This is a genomic window from Streptomyces sp. NPDC002446, assembly GCF_053595675.1.
In genome coordinates, this window is sequence record NZ_JBSFYC010000079.1 from 1 (window position 1) to 21,069 (window position 21,069).

16 protein-coding genes are annotated in these 21,069 nt (G+C 73.9%); 7 read left to right on the top strand and 9 right to left on the bottom strand.

Annotated features, from left to right (window positions below):
• The first annotated feature begins 243 nt into the window (after positions 1–243).
• The 4 genes from xylB (at position 244) to ACWD6P_RS31360 (ending at position 5,729) form a co-directional block, all read left to right on the top strand.
• The gene (gene xylB / locus ACWD6P_RS31345; protein ID WP_451447556.1) at positions 244–1,671 is read left to right on the top strand and encodes a xylulokinase; all 1,428 of its coding nucleotides are present in this window, start codon (positions 244–246) and stop codon (positions 1,669–1,671) included.
• A gap of 232 nt (positions 1,672–1,903) precedes the next feature.
• On the top strand, positions 1,904–3,319 hold the full coding sequence (locus ACWD6P_RS31350) for a family 2B encapsulin nanocompartment shell protein (protein ID WP_451447575.1): 1,416 nt from the start codon (positions 1,904–1,906) through the stop codon (positions 3,317–3,319).
• A gap of 111 nt (positions 3,320–3,430) precedes the next feature.
• A complete protein-coding gene (locus ACWD6P_RS31355) occupies positions 3,431–4,846 on the top strand; it encodes a family 2B encapsulin nanocompartment shell protein (protein WP_451447557.1) in 1,416 nt (471 codons plus the stop codon).
• A gap of 244 nt (positions 4,847–5,090) precedes the next feature.
• Complete coding sequence (locus ACWD6P_RS31360) at positions 5,091–5,729, top strand: N-acetylmuramoyl-L-alanine amidase (protein WP_451447558.1); 639 nt, start codon at positions 5,091–5,093, stop codon at positions 5,727–5,729.
• An 8-nt stretch (positions 5,730–5,737) separates the two neighbouring features.
• On the opposite strand, the gene ACWD6P_RS31365 is transcribed toward ACWD6P_RS31360, so the two are convergent.
• Positions 5,738–6,595, bottom strand: coding sequence for a phosphatidylinositol-specific phospholipase C/glycerophosphodiester phosphodiesterase family protein (locus ACWD6P_RS31365; protein ID WP_451447559.1), 858 nt, complete (start codon positions 6,593–6,595; stop codon positions 5,738–5,740).
• A gap of 94 nt (positions 6,596–6,689) precedes the next feature.
• Between ACWD6P_RS31365 and ACWD6P_RS31370 the strand changes: the two genes are divergently transcribed.
• Positions 6,690–7,934 carry a phosphodiester glycosidase family protein gene (locus ACWD6P_RS31370; RefSeq protein ID WP_451447560.1) on the top strand — a complete coding sequence of 415 codons (1,245 nt, stop codon included), beginning with the start codon at positions 6,690–6,692 and terminating at the stop codon, positions 7,932–7,934.
• A gap of 43 nt (positions 7,935–7,977) precedes the next feature.
• Here ACWD6P_RS31370 and ACWD6P_RS31375 read toward each other — a convergent pair whose 3' ends face one another.
• Positions 7,978–8,172: a hypothetical protein gene (locus ACWD6P_RS31375; protein ID WP_451447561.1), complete on the bottom strand. Its 195-nt coding sequence runs from the start codon at positions 8,170–8,172 to the stop codon at positions 7,978–7,980.
• A 245-nt stretch (positions 8,173–8,417) separates the two neighbouring features.
• Between ACWD6P_RS31375 and ACWD6P_RS31380 the strand changes: the two genes are divergently transcribed.
• Both ACWD6P_RS31380 and lysX read left to right on the top strand, forming a co-directional pair.
• Positions 8,418–9,350: an Ig-like domain-containing protein gene (locus ACWD6P_RS31380; RefSeq protein ID WP_451447562.1), complete on the top strand. Its 933-nt coding sequence runs from the start codon at positions 8,418–8,420 to the stop codon at positions 9,348–9,350.
• A gap of 9 nt (positions 9,351–9,359) precedes the next feature.
• Positions 9,360–12,677: a bifunctional lysylphosphatidylglycerol synthetase/lysine--tRNA ligase LysX gene (gene lysX, locus ACWD6P_RS31385; protein WP_451447563.1), complete on the top strand. Its 3,318-nt coding sequence runs from the start codon at positions 9,360–9,362 to the stop codon at positions 12,675–12,677.
• Between the two features lie 21 nt (positions 12,678–12,698).
• Here the strand turns inward: lysX and ACWD6P_RS31390 are convergent, their stop codons facing one another.
• The 7 genes from ACWD6P_RS31390 to ACWD6P_RS31420 are packed head-to-tail and all read right to left on the bottom strand — an operon-like array spanning position 12,699 to position 21,068.
• Positions 12,699–13,736, bottom strand: a complete 1,038-nt coding sequence (locus tag ACWD6P_RS31390; RefSeq protein ID WP_451447564.1) for a TolB-like translocation protein — start codon at positions 13,734–13,736, stop codon at positions 12,699–12,701.
• Positions 13,733–14,995: an MFS transporter gene (locus ACWD6P_RS31395; RefSeq protein WP_451447565.1), complete on the bottom strand. Its 1,263-nt coding sequence runs from the start codon at positions 14,993–14,995 to the stop codon at positions 13,733–13,735. The genes ACWD6P_RS31390 and ACWD6P_RS31395 overlap by 4 nt, the downstream gene beginning before the upstream one ends.
• Before the next feature lie 22 nt (positions 14,996–15,017).
• Positions 15,018–16,169, bottom strand: a complete 1,152-nt coding sequence (locus ACWD6P_RS31400; protein ID WP_451447566.1) for an alkaline phosphatase family protein — start codon at positions 16,167–16,169, stop codon at positions 15,018–15,020.
• Positions 16,170–16,175: 6 nt separating this feature from the next.
• On the bottom strand, positions 16,176–17,162 hold the full coding sequence (locus ACWD6P_RS31405; RefSeq protein WP_451447567.1) for a galactokinase: 987 nt from the start codon (positions 17,160–17,162) through the stop codon (positions 16,176–16,178).
• Positions 17,159–19,027: a methyltransferase domain-containing protein gene (locus ACWD6P_RS31410; protein WP_451447568.1), complete on the bottom strand. Its 1,869-nt coding sequence runs from the start codon at positions 19,025–19,027 to the stop codon at positions 17,159–17,161. The genes ACWD6P_RS31405 and ACWD6P_RS31410 overlap by 4 nt, the downstream gene beginning before the upstream one ends.
• 5 nt (positions 19,028–19,032) lie before the next feature.
• Positions 19,033–20,265 carry a glycosyltransferase gene (locus tag ACWD6P_RS31415; protein ID WP_451447569.1) on the bottom strand — a complete coding sequence of 411 codons (1,233 nt, stop codon included), beginning with the start codon at positions 20,263–20,265 and terminating at the stop codon, positions 19,033–19,035.
• Positions 20,262–21,068 carry an alpha/beta fold hydrolase gene (locus ACWD6P_RS31420; protein ID WP_451447570.1) on the bottom strand — a complete coding sequence of 269 codons (807 nt, stop codon included), beginning with the start codon at positions 21,066–21,068 and terminating at the stop codon, positions 20,262–20,264. Before ACWD6P_RS31420 ends, ACWD6P_RS31415 begins: the two co-directional genes overlap by 4 nt.
• Position 21,069 lies beyond the last annotated feature (1 nt).

The window sequence follows — 21,069 nt, forward strand, 5'->3', positions numbered from 1 at the left end:
CGCCCCCACCAGCCTTTCCTCCCACCCCCAACGGGAGGGGGCGGGCCGGTGGGGCAGGGTGTCCGGACGTAAAGCGAAGCAGTCCGGACACCCTGCCCCGGAGGACCGCCACCGGCACCCGAAAAGCCCCGCGCAGCGGCACGCAACGCCCGCCGCAGGCGCAACGGCGAGACACCCCCACGGCGGGCCAGCCGATAACGTGGGAAGCAGGCAAAGCGCAGCGGACAGGCGGAAGGGTCACACATGGCCGCACACTCAGCCGCCCCCCTCGTCGTCGGCGTGGACAGCTCGACGCAGTCCACCAAGGCACTGGTGGTGGACGCGGAGACCGGTGTGGTCATCGCCCGGGGGCAGGCACCGCACGCGGTCAGCGGCGGCGAGGGCAGGGAGAGCGACCCGGAGCAGTGGTGGCGGGCGCTGGGCGAGGCGCTGGCGCAGTGCGGCGACGCGGCGCGGCAGGCCTCGGCGGTGTCCGTCGGCGGGCAGCAGCACGGGCTGGTCACACTGGACGCGGCCGGTGAGCCGGTGCGCCCGGCCATCTTGTGGAACGACGTACGCCCGGCGGCGCAGTGCGAGCGGCTGATCGCGGAGCGGGGCGGCCCGCAGGCCTGGGCGGACCGGATCGGCAGCGTGCCGGCGCCGGCGTTCACGGTGGCCAAGTGGGCCTGGCTGCGGGCGAACGAGCCCGCCGCGGCCGCCGCCACCGCCGCGGTGCGGCTGCCGCACGACTACCTCACCGAGCGGCTGACCGGCGAGGCCGTCACCGACCGCGGCGATGCGTCGGGCACCGGCTGGTGGGCGTCGTCGACCGAGTCGTACGACGCGGAGACCCTGGCGCACGTCGAGCTGGACCCCCGGATGCTGCCGCGGGTGGCGCTGCCGGGTGAGGCCGCCGGGACCGTACACGCGGGCGAGCTGCCGCTGCCGCACGGCGCGCTGGTGGCCGCGGGCACCGGCGACAACATGGCGGCGGCGCTCGGTCTGGGGCTGCGCCCGGGCCAGCCGGTACTGAGCCTGGGCACCTCGGGGACGGTCTATGCGGTCTCCGAGCACCGGCCCACCGATCCGACCGGCACCGTCGCGGGCTTCGCCGACGCCCGCGGCGACTGGCTGCCGCTGGCCTGCACCCTGAACTGCACGCTCGCCGTGGACCGGGTGGCGGCGCTGCTGGGCCGCGACCGGGAGGCCGTTCAGGCGGGTGGCGAGGTGGTGATGCTGCCGTTCCTCGACGGTGAGCGGACCCCGAATCTGCCCGGTGCCTCGGGCCTGGTGCACGGGCTGCGGCACGACACCACGGCCGGCCAGCTGCTGCAGGCCGCCTACGACGGCGCGGTGTTCGCGCTGCTGGAGGCGCTGGACCGGGTGCTGGACGGCGCCGCGGCGGAGGTGCCGCTGCTGCTGATCGGCGGCGGGGCGAGGGGCCGGGCCTGGCGGGAGACCGTGCGCCGGCTGTCGGGGCGCCCGGTGGTGGTGCCCGAGGCGCAGGAACTGGTCGCGCTCGGTGCGGCGGCGCAGGCGGCCGGGCTGCTGCTGGGTGAGGATCCGGCGGCGGTGGCGCGCCGTTGGGGTACGGCCCGTGGTGCGGAGTACGAGGCGCGGGAGCGCGACGATGCCGCCCGGCAGCGGCTGGCCGCGACGCTGGCCGACGGCGGGGCGCTGCTGCGGCGCTGACCACGGTGCCGGCGCGTCCCCGACGTCCCCCTCAATTTCCGCGCCCCGGCACACTCTCCCCAGGTCCGAATCGCCTAAACCTTTCCATGGAAAGAGATTTCCATGCCACTCCATCGAGCGATTGTGCCGATAAAAAGAGCCCGACTACGGTCGGTTCGGCGGGCTGCCGCGGAACTGCCGGGAAGGGGGGTTTCGAGGCGGTCGCATCGCACCCTTCGAGGAGATAGGCCGCATTGTGACAATTGCCGATGAATCACTGCCCGGCAGCGCGGAAGAAGCTCCGAATTCCAGCCTGAGTACCACTGCGGCACGGAATTTGGCGACCACCACCAAAACCCCGCCGCAGATGCAGGGAATCACCTCCCGCTGGCTGCTGCGGCTGCTGCCCTGGGTGCAGGTGTCGGGCGGTACGTACCGTGTCAACCGCCGGCTGACCTACACCCTCGGTGACGGGCGGATCGATTTCGCCATCAGCGGCTCCGACGTCTCGATCATCCCCGACGAACTGCGCGAACTGCCCGCCCTGCGGCAGTTCACCGATACCGGGGTCCTCGCGGCGCTGGGCGAGCGGTTCACCCAGCAGGAATACGCGCCCGGTGAGCTGATCGCCGAGGCCGGCACGCCGGACGACCGGCTGGTGCTGATCGCGCACGGCCGGGTGGACCGCATCGGCACCGGCAAATACGGCGAGGCGACGGCGCTGGAGGCGCTGGCCGGCGGCGACCACCTCGGTGACGGGCCGCTCACCGCCGCCCAGGGGACCTGGCAGTTCAGCTATCGCGCGGTGACCCGGGTGACGGTGCTGTCGCTGTCCCGGCAGGCCGCGCAGGAGGTCATCGACCGCTCCCCCGCGCTGCGCGACCATCTGGCGGCGGCCGGCGGGCCGGACAGCGCGCACCCGACGAACGAGAGCGGCGAATCGGCGGTCTCGGTCGCCTCCGGGCACCACGGCGAGCCCGCGCTGCCCGGCACCTTCGTCGACTACGACCTGACGCCGCGGGAGTACGAACTCAGCGTCGCCCAGACGGTGCTGCGCACCCACAGCCGGGTCGGCGACCTCTACAGCGACCCGATGAACCAGGTCGAGGAGCAGCTGAGGCTCACGATCCAGGCGCTGCGCGAGCGCCAGGAGCACGAGCTGGTCAACAACCCCGAGTTCGGTCTGCTGCGCAACGCCGACCTCAAGCAGCGCATCCACACCCGCAGCGGGCCGCCCACCCCCGACGACCTCGACGACCTGCTCGCGACGGTCTGGAAGGATCCGGGCTTTCTGCTCGCCCACCCGCAGACGATCGCCGCGATCGGCCGGGAATGCAGTGCCCGCGGGCTGTATCCCACCGCGGTCGATTTCATGGGGCATTCGCTGCCGTCCTGGCGCGGGGTTCCGATCTTTCCGTGCAACAAAATTCCGGTCACCAAGGACCGGACCAGTTCCATTCTGCTGCTGCGCACCGGCGAGGAAAACCAGGGTGTCGTCGGTCTGCACCAGACCGGAATTCCCGATGAATACGAGCCGAGCCTTTCGGTGCGTTTCATGGGCCTCGACGACCGGGCGATCATCAAGTACCTGGTCAGCGCCTACTATTCGGCGGCCATTCTCGTCCCGGACGCGCTGGGCGTGCTCGAAGACGTACAGATCGGCCACTGAGGCGACGCGCGGAAAGAGACCACGTGTGACCAGGACGGACCGCTTTTCGTCCCGGCAGCACGGCAGCACGTCACGCAGGCACAGCACCGACAGAACAGGTGACCTTTCTCCATGACCACATCGGTGGACCCGACGTCCGGACCGCAGCCCTCCGGGATCGAGCAGAACCGTTCCAGCCTGGACACCGCGGCAGCCCGCAAGCTGGCGACCACGACCAAGACCCCGCCGCAGATGCAGGGGATCTCCTCCCGCTGGCTGCTGCGCGTCCTGCCCTGGACCCAGGTCTCCGGCGGTACGTACCGCGTCAACCGCCGGCTGACGCACACCCTCGGCGACGGGCGGATCGAGTTCATCTCGACCGGCACCGAAGTCCGGGTGATCCCCGCCGAGTTGCGCGAGCTGGCGCCGCTGCGCGGCTACGACGACCCCGCGACGCTGGAGGCGCTGGCCGGCCGGTTCGTCCAGCGGGAGTTCGCCCCCGGCGATGTGCTGGCCCGCAAGGGCGGGCAGACGGACCGCGTCATCCTGATCGCGCACGGCAAGCTGGACCGTACGGGCACCGGCAAGTACGGCGAGGAGACGGCCCTGGGCACGCTGGCCGACGGCGACGCCCTGGGCGCGGCGGCGCTGCTGTCGCCGGACGCGGAGTGGGAGCACTCCGTGCGGGCGGTGACCCGGGTGACCGCGCTGACCTTGTACCGCAGCGATTTCGAGGCGGTGCTGGCCCAGTCGGAGTCGCTGCGGGCGCATGTCGAGGAGTTCCGGGCGGCGCTGGTGCCGGCGCAGAACAAGCACGGTGAGGCGGCCATCGAGCTGGCCGCAGGACATGTCGGCGAGCCGGCTCTGCCGGGCACCTTCGCCGACTACGACCCGGCGCCGCGGGAGTACGAACTCAGCGTCGCGCAGACCGTGTTGAAGGTGCACTCGCGCGTCGCCGACCTCTACAACGGGCCGATGAACCAGCTGGACCAGCAGCTGCGGCTGACCGTGGAGGCGCTGCGCGAGCGCCAGGAGCACGAGATGGTCAACAACCGCGAGTTCGGGCTGCTGCACAACGCCGACCTCAAGCAGCGCATCCACACCCGCAGCGGGCCGCCCACCCCCGACGACCTGGACGAGCTGATCTCGCGGCGCCGTAAGACGCAGTTCCTGCTGGCGCATCCGCGCACCATCGCCGCGATCGGACGGGAGTGGAACGCACGGGGGATCTACCCCAGCACCGTCGAGTTCGAGGGCGCGGCGGTCCGTTCCTGGCGGGGCATTCCGCTGCTGCCCTGCAACAAGATCCCGATCAACCCGGACCAGACCAGCTCGGTGCTGGCGCTGCGGGTCGGCGAGGAGAACCAGGGCGTGATCGGGCTGCACCAGACCGGCATCCCCGACGAGTACCAGCCCGGTCTCTCGGTGCGCTTCATGGGCATCAACGACCAGGCCGTCATCAATTACCTGGTCAGTGCCTACTATTCGGCGGCGGTGCTGGTGCCGGACGCGCTGGGCATTCTGGAGGACGTAGAGATCGGTCACTGACGGCGAGGGGCCGCCGTCCCGGGTGCCGCGCCCGCGATCCGCCGTCAGGGCGGCGGTCGCGGCACCCGGGTGACGACCGATCAGGTACCCCTCTTCGCATCTGACCTGCGCCGTTTCGCCTTTGGTCGAGCCATTGGCGGGGCGGCTACGCCCTTGGCAGGGCATGCCTTGTTGCGCATGATGAACGCATGCATGTGCGTGACATGTACGCGACCACCCCCCTCGGTCCTTGTCAGGAGTTCACATGGCGCACGACCCCTCCCGCCCGGCCCGCCGGCACCTGATCACCGGCGCCGCCGCGCTCGCCGCCTCGGCCGCGCTCACCCCCCTCACGGCCGTCGCGGCCGCCGCCGCGCCACGCCCCCGCACACGGCACGGCGGCTATCCCCCCGTCGAGTGGATCCCGGCGAGCCGGTCCAACTTCACCGCCGCCAACCGTCCGGCGCAGTACCCGATCAACATGATCGTGGTGCATGTGACGCAGGAGACCTACGAGGACACCCTCACGCTGTTCCAGGACCCCGCGCACAAGGCGGCCGCGCACTACGTCGTGCGGTCCGACGACGGCCATGTCGCGCAGTGCGTCCGCGAGCGCGACGTCGCCTGGCACGCCGGCCACTGGAACTACAACACCCGCAGCATCGGCATCGAGCACGAGGGCTGGATCGACGACCCGACGTGGTTCACCGAACCGATGTACGAGCAGTCCGCCCGGCTCACCGCCGCCCTCTGCGACCGCTACGGGATCCCCAAGGACCGCGAGCACATCATCGGCCATGTCGAGGTGCCCGGCACCGATCACTACGACCCGGGCGAGTTCTGGGACTGGGCGCGCTACCTGGAGATGGTCCACGAGGCCTCCTCCTGGCGGCACGCCAAGTGACGGCACGCTCAGCGCGCCGTGCGCAGAAAGCGCTCCAGGCCCGCCAGGTCGTCCGAGTTGAGGTGGTCGACGCCGGCCTCCCGCAGCGCCGTCCAGACCGCCGTACGCGCCGGTCCGGCCACGTCCGGCGTCGCCCAGAAGCGCAGCCGGCGCCGCTCGGCGTGCGCGGCGGCCACCAACTGCCGCAGCCGCTCCCGCTCGTGGCCCGGCATCGGCCCCACGCCCTGCCAGCGGAAGACATCGGTCCAGGACGCGGAGATCAGCGGGGCGAACGACGCCGGGGCCGCGCCGCCCAGGTCCTCGGGCCGGCCGTCGTAGAAGGCGTAGCGCACCCGCTCGGCCTCCATGGGCGGGCGGGCCGCGCGGTCGCCGGAGACCACGGCGGTGACCGGCCCGCCGTGGACCCGGCCGGAGCGGCACACGCTCAGCAGGTCCCGGTAGCGGTGCAGCACCCGCGACAGCGCACGGTAGGCGGGCTCGCCCGCGGACTTGATGTCGATCAGCAGCTGGAGGGTGCGGAGGTGGCCCCGGTAGACCGTGCCGCCGTTGGCGCGAACGCGTCGGCGCAGGGGGTCGAGATAGAGCGCCTCAAGGGTGCGGGCGGGGTCCAGGTCGCTCTCCTCATGGGCCACCAGCAGCCGGCCGCCGACGAGCCAGATGTCCGCCTCCACGCTGCCGAAGCCGTGGTCGAGGGCGTCCAGGAGCGGCCGGGGGTGCGCGTAGTCGTTGTGGGCGTGGGCGTGGCGCAGGGGCCCGGAGCCCGGGGCGCGTACGACGGTGTCACGGGCCGCGGCGGCCGGGGTGAGGCCGGCGGCCAGGAGGGCGCCCAGCGACACGACGGCTGTTCTGCGGGTGTACAGATTCATGACATCTCCGGGCGATAGTAATGCGGGCGCGATGAGCGGCGCGGAGTGAACGTCTTCGGCACCTGGGACAGTTGGCGTGACGTCAGGGGGGCTCGTGAAGCAGCGATTCGGCCGGGTTCGCGCGGTGCTGACGGTAGTGGTGGCGTGGGGTGTGCTGGCGGGCGGCGGGCTGGCGGGCGGGGCTCCGGCCAGCGCCGCGGGCACCACGGTGCGCCGCTTCGATGCCGTGGACGTGGCGCCCGGTGTGTCGTACGGCGAATTCCGGATGACGGTGCCGCGCGGCATCGTGCACGGGCATCTGCTGACGGTCGATCTGGCCGATCCGCGGGTCACGGTCGATCTGCTGTATCCGGGCGTGGTCGGTGCGCGGGAGCCGGTGTCCCACCTGGCCGCGGCGCGCGGCGCGGTGGCGGCCGTCAACGGCGACTTCTTCCACATCACCGAGGCCCAGCATCCGGGTGTGGAGGCGACCGGCGCTCCGGTGGGCCCCGCGGTGGCCGCGGGGCGGCAGCTGAAGGCGGCGGTGCCCGACGGGCAGCGGTTCGGGCCGGTCATGCCGCCCGGCGCCGGCACCGAGGACGTCATCGGGGTCGGCCGTGACGGCCGGGCGCGGCTGGACCGGCTCACGCTGCGCGGCGCGGTGCTCACGCCGGAAGGGGTGTGGCCGCTGCGCGGGCTGAACCAGTACGCGCTGCCGGTGGACGGCATCGGCGCGTACACCGCGCAGTGGGGCCCGGCGTCCCGGGTGCGCGCCACGTGCGGGACGGACACCGACCGGGCGGCGCCGTGCAGCGCGGACACCGCGGAGGTGACCGTCCGGTACGGCAGGGTGATCTCGCTCGACGGCACGCCGGGCAGCGGCGGGGTGGCCGCCGGGAGCGTGGTGCTGGTGGGCCGGGAGGAGGGGGCGCGGCAGCTGCGCAAGCTGCGGATCGGCGAGCCGGTGCGGGTCGGCTACCGGCTCGTCGGGCAGGGGCCGGGGCCGCTGCGGTTCGCGGTGGGCGGCTTCCCGATCGTGCGGGACGCCGAGCCGGTGCCGGGGCTGGACGCCGTCACGGTGGCGGTGCGTACGTCCGCAGGGATCGGGCCCGGGGGCCGGGTGCTGTATCTGATGGCGCTGGACGGGACGGCGGGGCAGGGACGGACCGGCCTGACGGTACGGGAGCTGGCCGATCTGATGGACGCGCTCGGTGCCCGCGACGCGCTGAACCTGGACGGCGGGGGATCGTCGACGCTGGTGACCGGCGACGGGTTCGGCGGGATCACGGTGCACAACCATCCGTCGGGCGGCGCGGAGCGTCCGGTGCCGAACGCCCTCGGGGTCTTCGCCGCCGGGTGAGCGCCCGGGGCCGCCGCCGGCGCCGCGGGCTACGCCGGCACGATCACGGGCGCACGCTGCTCACCATGTCGGCGGCGCCCGACAGGCCCTGGTGGATGTCGGGAGCGAGGCTACTGCTCGCCAGGTAGAAGCCGAGCAGTGCGCACACCAGAGCGTGCGAGAACTTGAGTTTTCCGCTGCGCAGGAAGATCACGGTCAGGATCACCAGCAGCAGCACGACCGAGATGGAAACAGCCATGGGACGCACACCTCCTCATCCGCCGCCCGAACGGGCGGCAAGGGGTGGCCAGTTTGGCGTATTCCGAGGTATGTCCGGTTCGAGGCCCGATGCTCTGTTTGGGTGATCACTGCGGGTTACCGACGGAGAGGCGGCCAGGCAGGGGCGTGACATGGATCACATCACTCCCTGCAACGGAGTATGCGATCCGGCCGTCTTAGCGGCCGACATTCGCCGCCCTCCTCGCCCCGCAGACGGAAAGCCCCATGCGCCAGACCCCCTCCCCCCGCCGCCGGCCGCCCTGGCCGCTGTGCATCGCCCTCGCACTGATCCCGGTGCTCGGTCTCGGCGTGCTCACCGCGTGCGGGGGCGTCGCGGCATCGGCGTCCAAGGGCGATCAGGTGAAGGTGGCGCTGGGCGCGGCGAGCGGGACCAGGACGGTGCAGGCCGGTGACAAGCTGGCGGTGACCGCCGAGGGCGGGGTGCTGACCGAGGTGACGGTCACCGACCCCAGAGGCCGGCGGCTGCCCGGCGGCCTCGGGGACGGCGGGACCGTCTGGACGTCGAGCGTGCGGGCCACGCCGGACACCAAGTACTCCGTCGTCGCCCGGACGAAGAACGCGCAGGGCGACACCGGCGCGACCAAGGAGTCGCTCACCACGGCGCAGGCGGCCAAGCTCAACAAGCTCGTGGTCGACCCCGGCCGGCAGGGCGCCGTGGTCGGCACCGGCCGGCCGATCGCGCTCACCTTCGACTTCCCGGTGACCGACCGGGCCGCGGTGGAACGGCGCCTGAGCATCACCTCCGACGGCGACGCCACCGGTTCCTGGGGCTGGGCCAAGGACGACAGCGGCCGCGACCGGGTGGACTGGCGACCTGCGCGGCTCCCGGAACCGGGCACCAGGATCACGCTGAGGGCGGAACTGAGCGGCGTGGATTCCGGCGGCGGACGCTACTTCGCGAAGGACTATGACCTGAACTTCACCATCGGCCGGACTTGCACCGACTCGGACGCGGCGCCGGTTTGTGGCAAGGTCCACGTGGGTGACCCGCAGGCGGTCACCGCATCCTCCGTACGAGGGAAAGACGGTAGGACCATCGGGATCGGAGACTGGAATGCCGGTGGTTCCGCCGGCGGCAACCCGCCGACGGCAGGGCAACGCCCTCGCGTCGAGCAGCTGACCCCTTTCAGAGCCTAGTGTGACGGAATGAGCACCGTGCAGGACCAGGATCAACTCACGGGGTGGCGGCGCTTCCGGCGCCGCGTCCCCAATGGCTTCGCCATCATCTTCAGCGTGCTGGGGCTCTTCTGTGCCCTGACGGCGCTGATCGGGCCCCTGCGGCGCGGACTCCACCCGGTGATCTACTGGCTGGACACGCTCACCATCCCGGTGGCCCCCAACTTCGCCTACGCGGCGTTCCTCTTCCTGTTGGGCGCGGCGATGACCGCGCGCAAACGCGTGGCGCTGTGGTTCGTCGTCGCCTACATGGTGCTGGTCACCCTCGCCGACGCGCTGTTCCTGGCCGCGGGGTACTGGGAGTTCGCCTTCTCGCTGGTGCTGTGCGCCGGTGCGCTGGTGCTGCTGCTCGTCTCGCACCGCGAGTTCTACGCCATCACCCGGCGCGGTGCGTTCCTGCGCGCCATCGGGGTGCTGGCCGGCGGACTCGCGGCCGCGGTGCTGATCGGCTGGGGGCTGGTGACGCTGGCCCCGGGCACGCTGGAGGCCGGCGGCGGCAACCGCCTGCTGTGGGCGGCCAACCGCGTCTGCGGCGGGCTGGTCGGCGGCCATCTGGTGGAGGGCCATCCGCCGCACTGGATCAGCACCGTCCTCGGACTGCTCGGTGCGCTGGCGCTGCTGAACGCGGCGGCCGCGCTCTTCCGGTCGCAGCGGATGGAGGCCGCGCTGCACGGTGACGAGGAGGCCCGCATCCGGGCGCTGCTGGACCGTTACGGCAGCCAGGACTCGCTCGGCTACTTCGCCACCCGCCGCGACAAGGCCGTGGTCTTCTCCCCCAGCGGCAAGGCCGCCGTCACCTACCGCGTCGAGGCCGGTGTCTGCCTGGCCAGCGGTGACCCGGTCGGTGACCGCGAGGCCTGGACCCAGGCCATCGAGGCATGGCTGGAGGTCGCGGGGCGGTACGGCTGGCAGCCGGCCGTCATGGGCGCCAGCGAGAACGGCGCCAAGGCGTTCGCCCGCAGCGGGCTGGGCGCGCTGCAGCTCGGCGACGAGGCGATCCTGCATGTGAAGGACTTCGACCTGGACGGCCGGGAGATGCGGGTGACCCGCCAGGCCGTCAACCGCGTCGAGCGGACCGGCGCGACCTTCCGCGTACGGCGCCACTCCGCGCTGACCGACGAGGAGATGCAGGAGGTCATCCACCGGGCCGACGCCTGGCGGGACACCGAGACCGAGCGCGGCTTCTCGATGGCGCTGGACCGGCTGGGCGACCCCGCGGACGGGGACTGCCTGCTGGCCGAGGCGTTCGACGGCGACGGCAACATGATCGCGCTGCTGTCCTTCGTCCCCTGGGGCGACGACGGCATCTCGCTGGACGTGATGCGCCGTGACCGCACCGCGCCCAACGGCGTCATGGAGTTCATGGTGGCCCAGCTGTGCGCCCAGGCGGGAGCCATGGGCGTGCGGCGGATCTCGCTCAACTTCGCGGTGTTCCGCTCCGCCTTCGAGGAGGGCGCCCGGATCGGTGCCGGCCCGGTGCTGAAGGTGTGGCGCCGGCTGCTGCTGTTCTTCTCCAAGTGGTGGCAGCTGGAGGCGCTCTACCGCTCCAACGCGAAGTACAACCCCGAGTGGTACCCGCGGTTCCTGTGCTACGCGGACGCCGGCGCGCTGGCCCGGATCGCCCTGGGCTCCGGTATCGCCGAGGGCTTCGTGGACGTACCGAGCCTGGTCACGCTGTGGGGCAAGGGCCACAAGAAGCGGGTGCTGGCCCCGGCGAGCACCGCGGGGCTGCCGTCGCTGGACGAGCTCGGCCTGGTGCGGGCGGCTCCGGCCACCGAGGAGGAGCAGCGCGAACGGGAGCTGGCCGCGCTGCCCGAGCAGGTACGGGTGCGCCACCGCAAGCTGGAGCGGCTGCGGGAGAACGGCACCGACCCCTATCCGGTGGGCGTGGAGCGTACGCACACCCTGGGCCAGGTCCGCGACGAGTACCCGGACCTCGCGCCCGGGACGCGTACCGGCAAGTCCGTCAGCGTCGCCGGGCGGGTGCTGCTCACCCGTGACCACGGCGGCGTGCTCTTCGCGGTGCTGCGGGACTGGTCGGGCGATCTGCAGATCGCGCTGACCCGGGACGTCAGCGGCAAGGAGCTGCTGGACCGCTTCGGTGCGGACATCGACCTCGGTGACCATGTCGAGGCCGAGGGCGAGGTCGGCACCAGCGACCGCGGTGAGCTGACCGTGTTCGTGACCCAGTGGCGGCTGACGGCCAAGTGCCTGCGCCCGCTGCCGGACAAGCGGCGCGGGCTGTCCGACCCGGAGGCCAAGGTCCGCCAGCGCTATGTGGACCTGGTCGTCTCGCCGGACGCGCGGGACAACGTCCGGGCGCGCAGTACGGCCGTGCAGGCGCTGCGCCAGGGGCTGATCGACCGCGGCTACCTCGAGGTCGAGACGCCGATGCTGCAGCAGATCCACGGCGGCGCCAACGCCCGGCCCTTCCACACCCACATCAACGCCTACGACCTCGATCTGTACCTGCGGATCGCGCCGGAGCTGTACCTCAAGCGGCTGTGTGTGGGCGGTATGGAGAAGGTCTTCGAGATGGGGCGGACCTTCCGCAACGAGGGCATCTCCTACAAGCACAACCCCGAGTTCACGATGCTGGAGGCGTACCAGGCGTTCGCCGACTACGACGTGATGCTCGACCTGACCCGGGAGCTGATCCAGGGCGCGGCCATCGCCGCGTTCGGCAGCGCCACGGCCCGCAAGGCGGATGCCGACGGCCGGCTGGTCGAGCACGACATCTCGGGGATCTGGCCGGTCAAGACCGTCTACGGGGCGATCTCCGAGGCGCTCGGCGAGGAGGTCGACGCGGACACCGCGCCGGACCGGCTGCGCCGGCTGTGCGACGCCTCGTCGGTGCCGGTGAAGCCGGAGATGGGCCGCGGCGACATCGTGCTGGAGATGTACGAGCGGCTGGTGGAGGAGAAGACCCAGCTCCCCACGTTCTACAAGGACTTCCCGACCGATGTCTCGCCGCTGACCCGGCAGCACCGCAAGGACCCGCGGCTCGCCGAGCGCTGGGACCTGGTCGCGTTCGGCACCGAACTGGGCACCGCCTACTCGGAGCTGACCGACCCGGTGGAGCAGCGCCGCCGGCTCACCGCGCAGTCGCTGCTGGCGGCCGGCGGGGACCCGGAGGCGATGGAGCTGGACGAGGACTTCCTGCAGGCGCTGGAGTACGCGATGCCGCCGACCGGTGGTCTGGGCATCGGCGTGGACCGGCTGGTGATGTTCCTGACCGGTCTGTCGATCCGCGAGACGCTGCCGTTCCCGCTGGTGCGGCGGCGCTGACGGCGGTCAGCGGGGAAGCACTCACGGCCCGGTGACAGCGGGCGAGACGGCGGAGGCCACCACCTTGCGGGGGTGGCCTTCGCCGTTCGCGGGTACCTGCCACAGGTCGGCGCCGTAGTCCCCGGGCAGGGCGTACAGGAGGGTTCGGCCGTCGCGCCACAGGGCCTGGTCGTCCACGCTCGCCCGCTCGGCGAGCGGCCACTCGCGCCCGCTGCGCAGCTCCAGGACGTACAGCCGCCAGGGCGCGTCCGCCCCTTGGGGCCGTATCCGCTTCTTGAAGGCGATACGGGTGCCGTCCGGGGAGAGCGAGGGGCACTCGGCGTTCTCCCGCACGGCGGTCAGGGTGCGGCGGGTGAGATCGCCGCGGACCAGGTAGGTGCGGCCGCCGGTGCCGAGGGTGGCGTAGAAGGCGGTGTCGTCGGCGGCGAAGGTCACGCCCCAGAAGTTGTGGTCGACGGCCTCGTGGCGGCGCCCGCCGACCAGGACGGTGAAGTCCTCCAGGTTGTCGTGGAGGGTGCGGGTCCGGGTGTCGTAGATCGCGGTGCGGGTGGAGAAGGCGCCGCCCGCGTAGGAGTCGCCGCTGACGAAGACCGTCCAGGCGATGAGCCGGCCGCTGGGTGAGACCCGGGCGCGGGTGGGGATGCCGGGCACCGGGAAGCGCCGTACGGGCTTCATCCGCGCGTCCAGCACCACGGCCTGGTGTCCGGGCACCACTCCCCCCGTCGCCCGCAGGCAGATGCCGGTGCCGGCGGCGGCGTGGAAGCGCAGGCAGTCGTCGGGGCCGGCGGTGCGGACGGAGCCGGGGGCGGACAGCGGAACGGAGGCGAGGTGGTCGCGCTGCGGCCCCCACGCCAGGTTCCGGAAGATCAGGCGCCGGGAGCCGCCGAGGTTCAGTTCGCCCTCCCGTACGGCCGGCCGGCCCGCCCGGTCGTGGTCGCGCTCGGCGGCCCGGTCGGCGGCGCGGCCGACCGCGACGGCCGCGGCCGCGGCGAGCAGGGCGGTGACCGCCAGGAGGACCACGGTCCGCCGGTGGGCGGGCCGCGGCGGGGCCGGCGTCATGGGGCGGCCTTTTGGTTCAGGAGCAGGGCGCCGAGGGCGAGGGCGGCGCTCAGGAAGACGGCTGCCGCGGCCAGCGCGGTGGCGGGGCCGGTGGCGGTCCAGGCCGCGCCGAAGAGGACCGCGGCGGCGAAGCGGCCCACGGCCTGGCCGGTCTGCACCAGGGCCAGTCCGCTCGCCCGCAGCTCCGGCGGCAGCAGCGGGGCGGCGGCGGCCATCAGCACCCCGTCGGTGGCCGCGTAGAAGACCCCCAGCAGGAGGAACAGGGCGGCTGTGGCGGGGAGTCGGGCGCCGGACGGAGCGAGCGGCAGGAGGTAGGCGGCGAGCAGGGCGCCATGGCCGGCGAGGAAGACCCTAAGGTGCCCCACCCGGTCCGCCAGGCGGCCGACGGGCAGCGCCAGCAGCAGGAAGGCCGCCGCGGTGCCGACCGGCAGCAGCGGGAACCACTGGGCTTCGAGGTGATGGCGCTGCTGGAGGACGAGGTAGAGGAAGGCGTCGCTGAGGGTGGTGGCGCCCAGGAGGACCGCGGCCAGGCTCAGCCGGGGGATGCCGGGGGTGGCGGCCAGCGTGCGCAGCACCCGTACGGCACCCGGCCGGGGTGTCCGTGTGCGGCGCGCGGACCTGGGCGGCCGGGGTTCGCGCACGTACAGGGCGAGCAGCAGCACGCCGAACGCCGCGCAGCAGAAGCTGACCTGGAAGACCGCGTCATAGCCGTCCCGGGCGGCCCACAGCACGGCGAAGGCGGCGAGCGGGCCGAGCAGGGCGCCGGCGGTGTCCAGGGCGCGGTGCACGCCGAAGGCGCGGCCCTGCTCCTCGGGGGTGGTGGACAGCGAGATCAGCGCGTCGCGCGGGGCGCTGCGCAGCCCTTTGCCGGTGCGGTCGGCGGCCAGCACGGCGCCGACCGCCCAGGGTGTGGTGACGGCGAGCAGGCCGAGCTTGCAGAGCGCGGAGAGGGCGTAGCCGGTGCCGGCGACCAGCTTGCGGCGGCGGGTGCGGTCCGCCGCGTAGGAACCGGCGAGCCGCACGAGGGCGGTGACGCCCTGGTAGACGCCGTCGAGCAGGCCGAAGGCGAGCGGGGACATGCCGAGGCCGGCGACGAGGTACAGCGGCAGGACCGCGGTGACCATCTCCGAGGAGACGTCCGTGACCATGCTGACCAGTCCGAGGGCGATGACATTGCCCGCCACGGCCCCGCGGACGGCCGGCCGGTCCCGGGCGACGCCGGACGAGGCGTCGGCGGCGCGGCTGGACGAGAGGTACACGGACGTCTCCTCGTGCCGTGGGTCAGAACCAGTTGACGGTGAGCGGGAAGGCCGCGGTGGCCGTGGCGTTCGCGGCGTCGGTGGCGGTGGCGGTGATCTGGAAGGTGCCGGTCTGCCAGGGCCTGCCGGTGATGCGGCCGCCGGCCGGGTCGGCGGCCAGGCCCAGCGGCAGGCCGGTGGCGCGGTAGCCGATCGGGGCCTTACCGCCGGTGGCGGTCAGCCGGACGGTGCAGTCCTGGCCGAAGCGGCAGGTCTGCGGGCCGGGGGCGGCGAGCCTGAGGTCGCCGCCGGGCGGCTGGGTGCCGGTGTCGAACACCTCGGTGACGGGGGTGGCGGTGGCCGCGTTGCCCGCGTGCCCGGTGCCGTACATGTCCTCGAAGGTCCGCAGCAGGCTGTAGTGGTTGTACGCGCCGCTGACGCTGCCCGGTTTGACGTGGGCGCCGTGGAAGACGGTCGCGATCTGGTTGGAGCCGAGGTAGTTGTCCTCGTCCCAGGTCAGGACCAGCAGGCTGTTGTGGGCCTTGGCCCACTCGGCGTAGGAGGCGAGGTTGTTCCTGGTCCAGGTGTCGCCGCTGCCGACGGCGCAGTCGTGCATGTCGTTGCACATGTCGGGGACGACGAAGGACAGCGTCGGCAGCTTGGTGAAGTCGTCCTTGGGGAACTGCGCGAAGGTCTTGCCCGTGTTCACGGGCACGTTCCTGAAGGCGAACCACGGGTTGTGCTTCTGCGCGTAGCGGCCGCTGGAGCAGGTCGTGGAGCCCTCGGCGGGCAGGCCCTCGTTGTAGCTGGCGAAGGTCTTGCCGGCGGCGATCAGCTCCTGGCCGAGGTTGGGGGCGTCCATCGACTGGGCGGCGTAGCAGCCGTCGCCGGTGATGCCCTGGGTGGCGCCGGAGAACAGGTTGAAGTAGTTCGGCTGGCTGGGGTGGGTGAGCGCCTTCATGCCGGTCAGGCTGGCGCCGCCCTGGGCGAGTTGGTTGATGTAGGGGGCGTTGGCGCTGCCGATGATCTCGCCGTACTGCTTGTTCTCGAAGACGACGATCACGACGTGGTCGTAGGACGGCAGCGCGGCCTCGGCGGTGGTGCGGGCCTCGGCGGTGGTGGCGGCGACGGTCAGAGCGAGCGCGCCGAGGGTCGCGGCGAGCGCTCTGCGCAGGCGGTGGGCCGGGGGTTTCATCGGGTCTCACGCTCCTTGTCGGGGGGCGGGGGCGGGGGGTGGTCTTCGGTCCGCGCGGCGGGCGGCGTCCGCGAGGGCGATCCGCAGGAAGCGCGGTACGGGAAGTCCCCGGCGGGCGAAGGCGCCGGCCACCGCGGCCCGGACCGTCCGGCGCCGGCCGGGCGGCATCAGCAGCAGCACGCTGCGGCCCGGCCGCTTCCCCGGCCACCAGGCGGACCGGGCACCGGCGCGCAGCGCCTCCCCGGCCGCGAGCGCGGCGATGGCCGCGGTATCGCCGTGCGGCCGCGCACCGCCGGCCGGGGCCGCCCGGACCGTCACCAGCAGCAGGCAGGGATCGCTCCCGCCGTCGTGGGTCCGCAGCAGCCGGTGGGTGCTGCCGTCGGCCGCGAGGAGGTGGCCGGGCCGGGCCAGGAGCACGGCCCGGCGCAGCGCGTCGTCGCCGGGCACGGCCGCGCTCAGCAGGTCCCGCAGCCGGTCGCGGGTGGCCGGGCGATCGCCCGGACCGGCGCAGACGTCCGCGACGGCCAGGGCGGCCGCGCACTCCAGGGGTTCGGCGACCGGCAGCCCCACGGCGTCGGGCAGGGGGGCGTTCAGCTGCAGATCGGCACCGCCCCGGCCGACTCCGGCGGCGGCGAGTGCGCGCAGCGCGGCGTACGGGCGGGCCGCCCAGGCGGGGGCGCGGGCGGCCGGTCCGGTGAGCGGGAGTTCGGCGCTCTCTGCCGGGTGGTTGAGCGAGCCGCAGCGCAGCATCCCGTCGGTGCGCGGGGCGACGGCCACCGCGGTGTGCCGGTCGGCCGCGGCGACCCAGTCGGTGCGTGGCGCGATGCCGGTGGGCGGCGGGCCGGGCGGGACGGCGTGCGCGGTGAGGTGGAAGGCGTACGGGGCCTGCCAGACGGCCTCGGGCGGGCGCCCCCAGGCCGTGGTGAAGCCATGGGCGAGCAGCCGCAGCACGGGGTCGGCCGCCGGGCTCCGGGCCAGGTCCGGCGCCGTCATCCCAGCTCCTTGCGGGCGAGCAGCCGGTAGGCGTTACCGCCGTCGGTGGCGTGGGCGACCGCGGTGCGCAGGGCGTCGAGGACGGCCGCGGCGCCGTAGCAGGGCAGTGACAGCAGCTGTACGGCGCTCCGGGCGGCGCGGCGGGCCGGGGTGGCGGGGACGGTGGCCCAGGGGGCGTTCGGGTCGGGGGTGAGCCGGTTCGCGGTGAGGGCGACGGCGCCGATGAAGTCGGCGTTGGCCTGGTGGGCCGCGCCGTGCTGCTCGGCGAGGACGGTGAACCCGCGGTCCGTCAGGGCCTGTTTGAGGTTGCGGACCGGCATGAGGTGCTGGTGCTGGGGCTGGAACCAGGGCAGCCAGTGGGCGCCGAGCAGCCGGCCGATCCGGGCCTCGGGGTCGGGGAGCTCGATGAGCAGATGGCCCCCGGGGGCCAGGACCTTGACGGCCGCGTCGAGCTCGGCGAACGGGTCCCGGGTGTGTTCGAGGTAGTGGTGCATGCTGACCGTGTCGTAGCGGCCGGTGAGCCGGTCGGCGAGGTCGGGGAACTGCCCCTGGTAGGCGGCGTCGATCCAGCCGCGGCGCTCGGCCTCGTGCACGCCCTCGCCCATGTCCAGCCCGTCGAAGCGGGTGTGGGGCCATACGGAGCGCGCGGCGTTGCAGAAGTGCCCGGCGGCCGTACCGACGTCGAGCCAGGCCCTGGGGGCGGTGAAGGGCCGCAGCAGTTCGGCGCGGGCCCGGTAGGTGCCGTTCATCCGGCCGAGCAGGAGGGCGGCGCCCTCGCCGCCGAGGCCCTCGTAGAAGTCGCGGTAATAGAAGTCGAGTCCGTCCTGGGTGAGCCGGGGGTTCTGGAAGATGTGGCCGCAGCGCCGGCACTCTTCGAGGGTGAAGCGGCCGGGCTTGCCCTGGAGCAGGTCGGGCATGCGGACGCGTACGGCGAGGTCCGGTGCCGAGCACCAGGGGCAGTCGGTGCGCCGGGGCTCGAAGAACCGGTCGGTGCCGTCGGCGAGTTCGGCGGTGTACGCGGCGCGCCGCGCCGGGGCGTCGGCCGCCCCGGGCGCCTCGGCGGGCGGTGTCGCGAGGGTGCGCAGCGCGGACGCGAGGGAGCGCAGGGGGCGGGCCGCGGTGGCGCGGGTCAGGTCGGCGGGGCGCAGCCGCCGGGCGGGCGCGACGGCCAGCACGGGCTGGAGCCAGTAGAGCGCGGCCGCCGCGGCGCCCCAACTCGGTGCGGAGACAAGGCACTTGAGCAGCAGGGCGAGTCCGGCGAGCTGGGCGGCGGACAGCAGGGCGGGCGGCAGGCCGCGGGCGCGCAGCTCGTCGCCGCGCCGGGCGGGGTCGGGTGGCGGCGCCGTCAGACCGGGGGCGACGGCCCAGCCGGTGGCGTCGGGGGCGTACTGCTTGAGGTCGGCGAACAGGCGCAGCAGGTCGGCGGCGGAACGGGGCGGTGCCTCGGCGCGGCGGTCCGGGAGCCCGGCGCGGCGGTGGACCTCGTCGGCGACCAGTACGGCGTGTCCGGCGCCGTGCCCCGGCGCGCCGCGGTCGGCGCGGTGTGCCGCGGGGTCGAGCAGCCGCAGCAGGCCGAGGGCGCTCTCGGTGTCCAGCTGCGCCGGGATCAGGTCCACCACGCGCAGTCCCTCGCGTGCGGCGTGGGCGGCCGCGGCGCACAGGGTCTCCGCGTCGGCGGTGACGCCGGGCGCGGTGATCAGGTGCCAGCCCGGGAGCGGCCGCGCGGTGTCGTAGGTGCCGTGCGGGTCGAGCACGGGCAGCGCGGCGAGCCGGCGGCGGGCGCGTACGGTGCCCGCGGCCAGCGCCACCACCGCGGCGGCCGCCGCCGCTCGGGTACGGGCTCCGGAACGGTGCGCTGGTGCCATCTGCCTCACGATCCCTTCTCGGACGGGTGCGCGGACTCGGTGCGGGTACTGGTGCCGGCGGGGCCCGGGCCGGCGCCGGGCGGCAGTTTCTCCAGGCGGTCGGCCGCGGCGGCGGCGCCGCCCGCCGCCGCGAACGACGCCTGGATGCGGCGGGCCGCGCTGCGGTGGGACGGGTCGTCGAGGACGGCCGTCAGGGCCTGGCGCAGCTCGTCCGTGCGGGCCCGGCCGAAGCGGACCCGTACTCCCGCGCCGGCCTCGGTCACCTGGCGGGCGACGATCGGCTGGTCGTCCCGGACCGGCGCCACGACCAGCGGCAGCCCGTACGCCAGCGCCTCGCACACGGTGTTGTGGCCGCCGTGGCACAGCACGGCGTCGAGGTGCGGCAGCAACTGGAGCTGGGGGACGTACTCCTGGTGCAGCACGTTCGGCGGGAGGGGCCCGGCGAGGTCACCCGGGGCGGCCACGATCAGCTGGGCCCGGTCCTCCAGGGCGGCGGCGGCGCGCAGCACCGCGGGGTAGAAGTGGGCGCCGGCCGCGCGGTTGAGCGTGCCCAGGGAGACGAGTACGCGGGCGCGCCCGGGGTCCAGCCGGCGCCAGGGGAAGCCGGCGGCGGGCGGGCGGGCGCCGAAGGCGGGTCCCACGAAGGCGTGGTGCGGGCCCGGGGGCACCTCCCCCATGAGTTCGGCCGTCGAGAAGACCAGCACGAGGTGCGGCGAGAAGCGCGGGTCCCAGCCGGCCGGTGCGCCGCAGTCGGCGAGCAGACCGGCGATGCGCCGCGCCACCCACTCCCCCACCTTCGGGAAGCCGTCGAACGGCCCGGTGAACTCCGCCGAGGTGGTCGCCGAGGTCACCCACGGCAGCCCGCACCGGCGTGCCACCAGGGGCCCGGCGAGGGCCTGTTGGTCCGCCACCAGGACGTCGGGGGTGAAGGCCTCGACGGCGGAGTGCACCCCGGGGAGCATCGCGTGGGCGAGCGGGATCAGTGCCTCCTCCCACAGGAACCGCAGGGCCGCGACACCGCGCAGATCGCGCCAGCGCCGCCGCAGTACGTCGTAGCCGTCGGCCGCGCCCCGGCCTCCCGCCGGGTACAGCCGGGCGCCCGCGGGCAGCAGGGGCGTCAGCGCCGCGGCGGGGCCGGTCCAGGCGACCCGGTGTCCGCGTGCGGCGAGTTCGGCGGCGACGGCCAGCGTGGGGTTGACGTGCCCGGTCAGCGGCGGGACGGCGAACAGGACTCTCATCCGGCCACCGCCCCGGCCCGTACGCGCAACCGCTCCAGTACGGCGCCGCACAGCCCTTCGGTGGCGTCGTTGAGCACGGCGTGCCCGACGCCCGGCAGCACACACAGCTCGCAGTCGGGCGCGTAGGCCGCCAACTCCCTTGCGCCCGGCAGGAGTTCGGAGTGCTCTCCGTATACGGCGAGGACCGGGCGGTGCAGCCGCGCGAAGTCGCGGGCGGTGAAGGCCGGGGCGGCCGCGATGTCCTCGATCAGCGTGGTGTGGTTGAGGAGGGCGTCGGCGCCGGCGGTCAGCCGGGCGTGCTTGCGCCGCCCGAGCGCGGTGAGCTGCGCGGTCGTCCGGCCGTCTTCGAGGCCGAGGGCGGCCACGGTGAGGGTGTCGGTCATCTCCTCGACCCAGCCGCCGGTCAGCGGCGCGTCGATCAGCACGAGCGAGGCGACGAGGTCGGGCCTGCGCAGCGCGGTGTGCAGGGCGAGGGCGCCGCCGTAGCTGTTGCCGACCAGGTGGACCGGGCCCCGGTCGGGCGCCAGGGCCGCGAGCAGCGCGCCGAGGTCGGCCACGGCGGTGTCCCGGTCGTAGCCGGTGGGCGGGCGTTCGCTGCGTCCGTGCCCGCGCTGGTCGTAGAGGAGCACCTCGTGTCCGGCGTGCGAGAGGGGACCGGCGAGGGTGCAGTAGAAGCTCGACAGGTTGTCCATCACGAGGCCGTGGAGGCATACGACGGCGGGTCCGTCGGGCCGGGGTCCTGCGCCCCGGGCCGGCAGCCGCTGGGTGTGCAGGCGCAGTCCGCCCGCGTCGGTGTGGGCCATG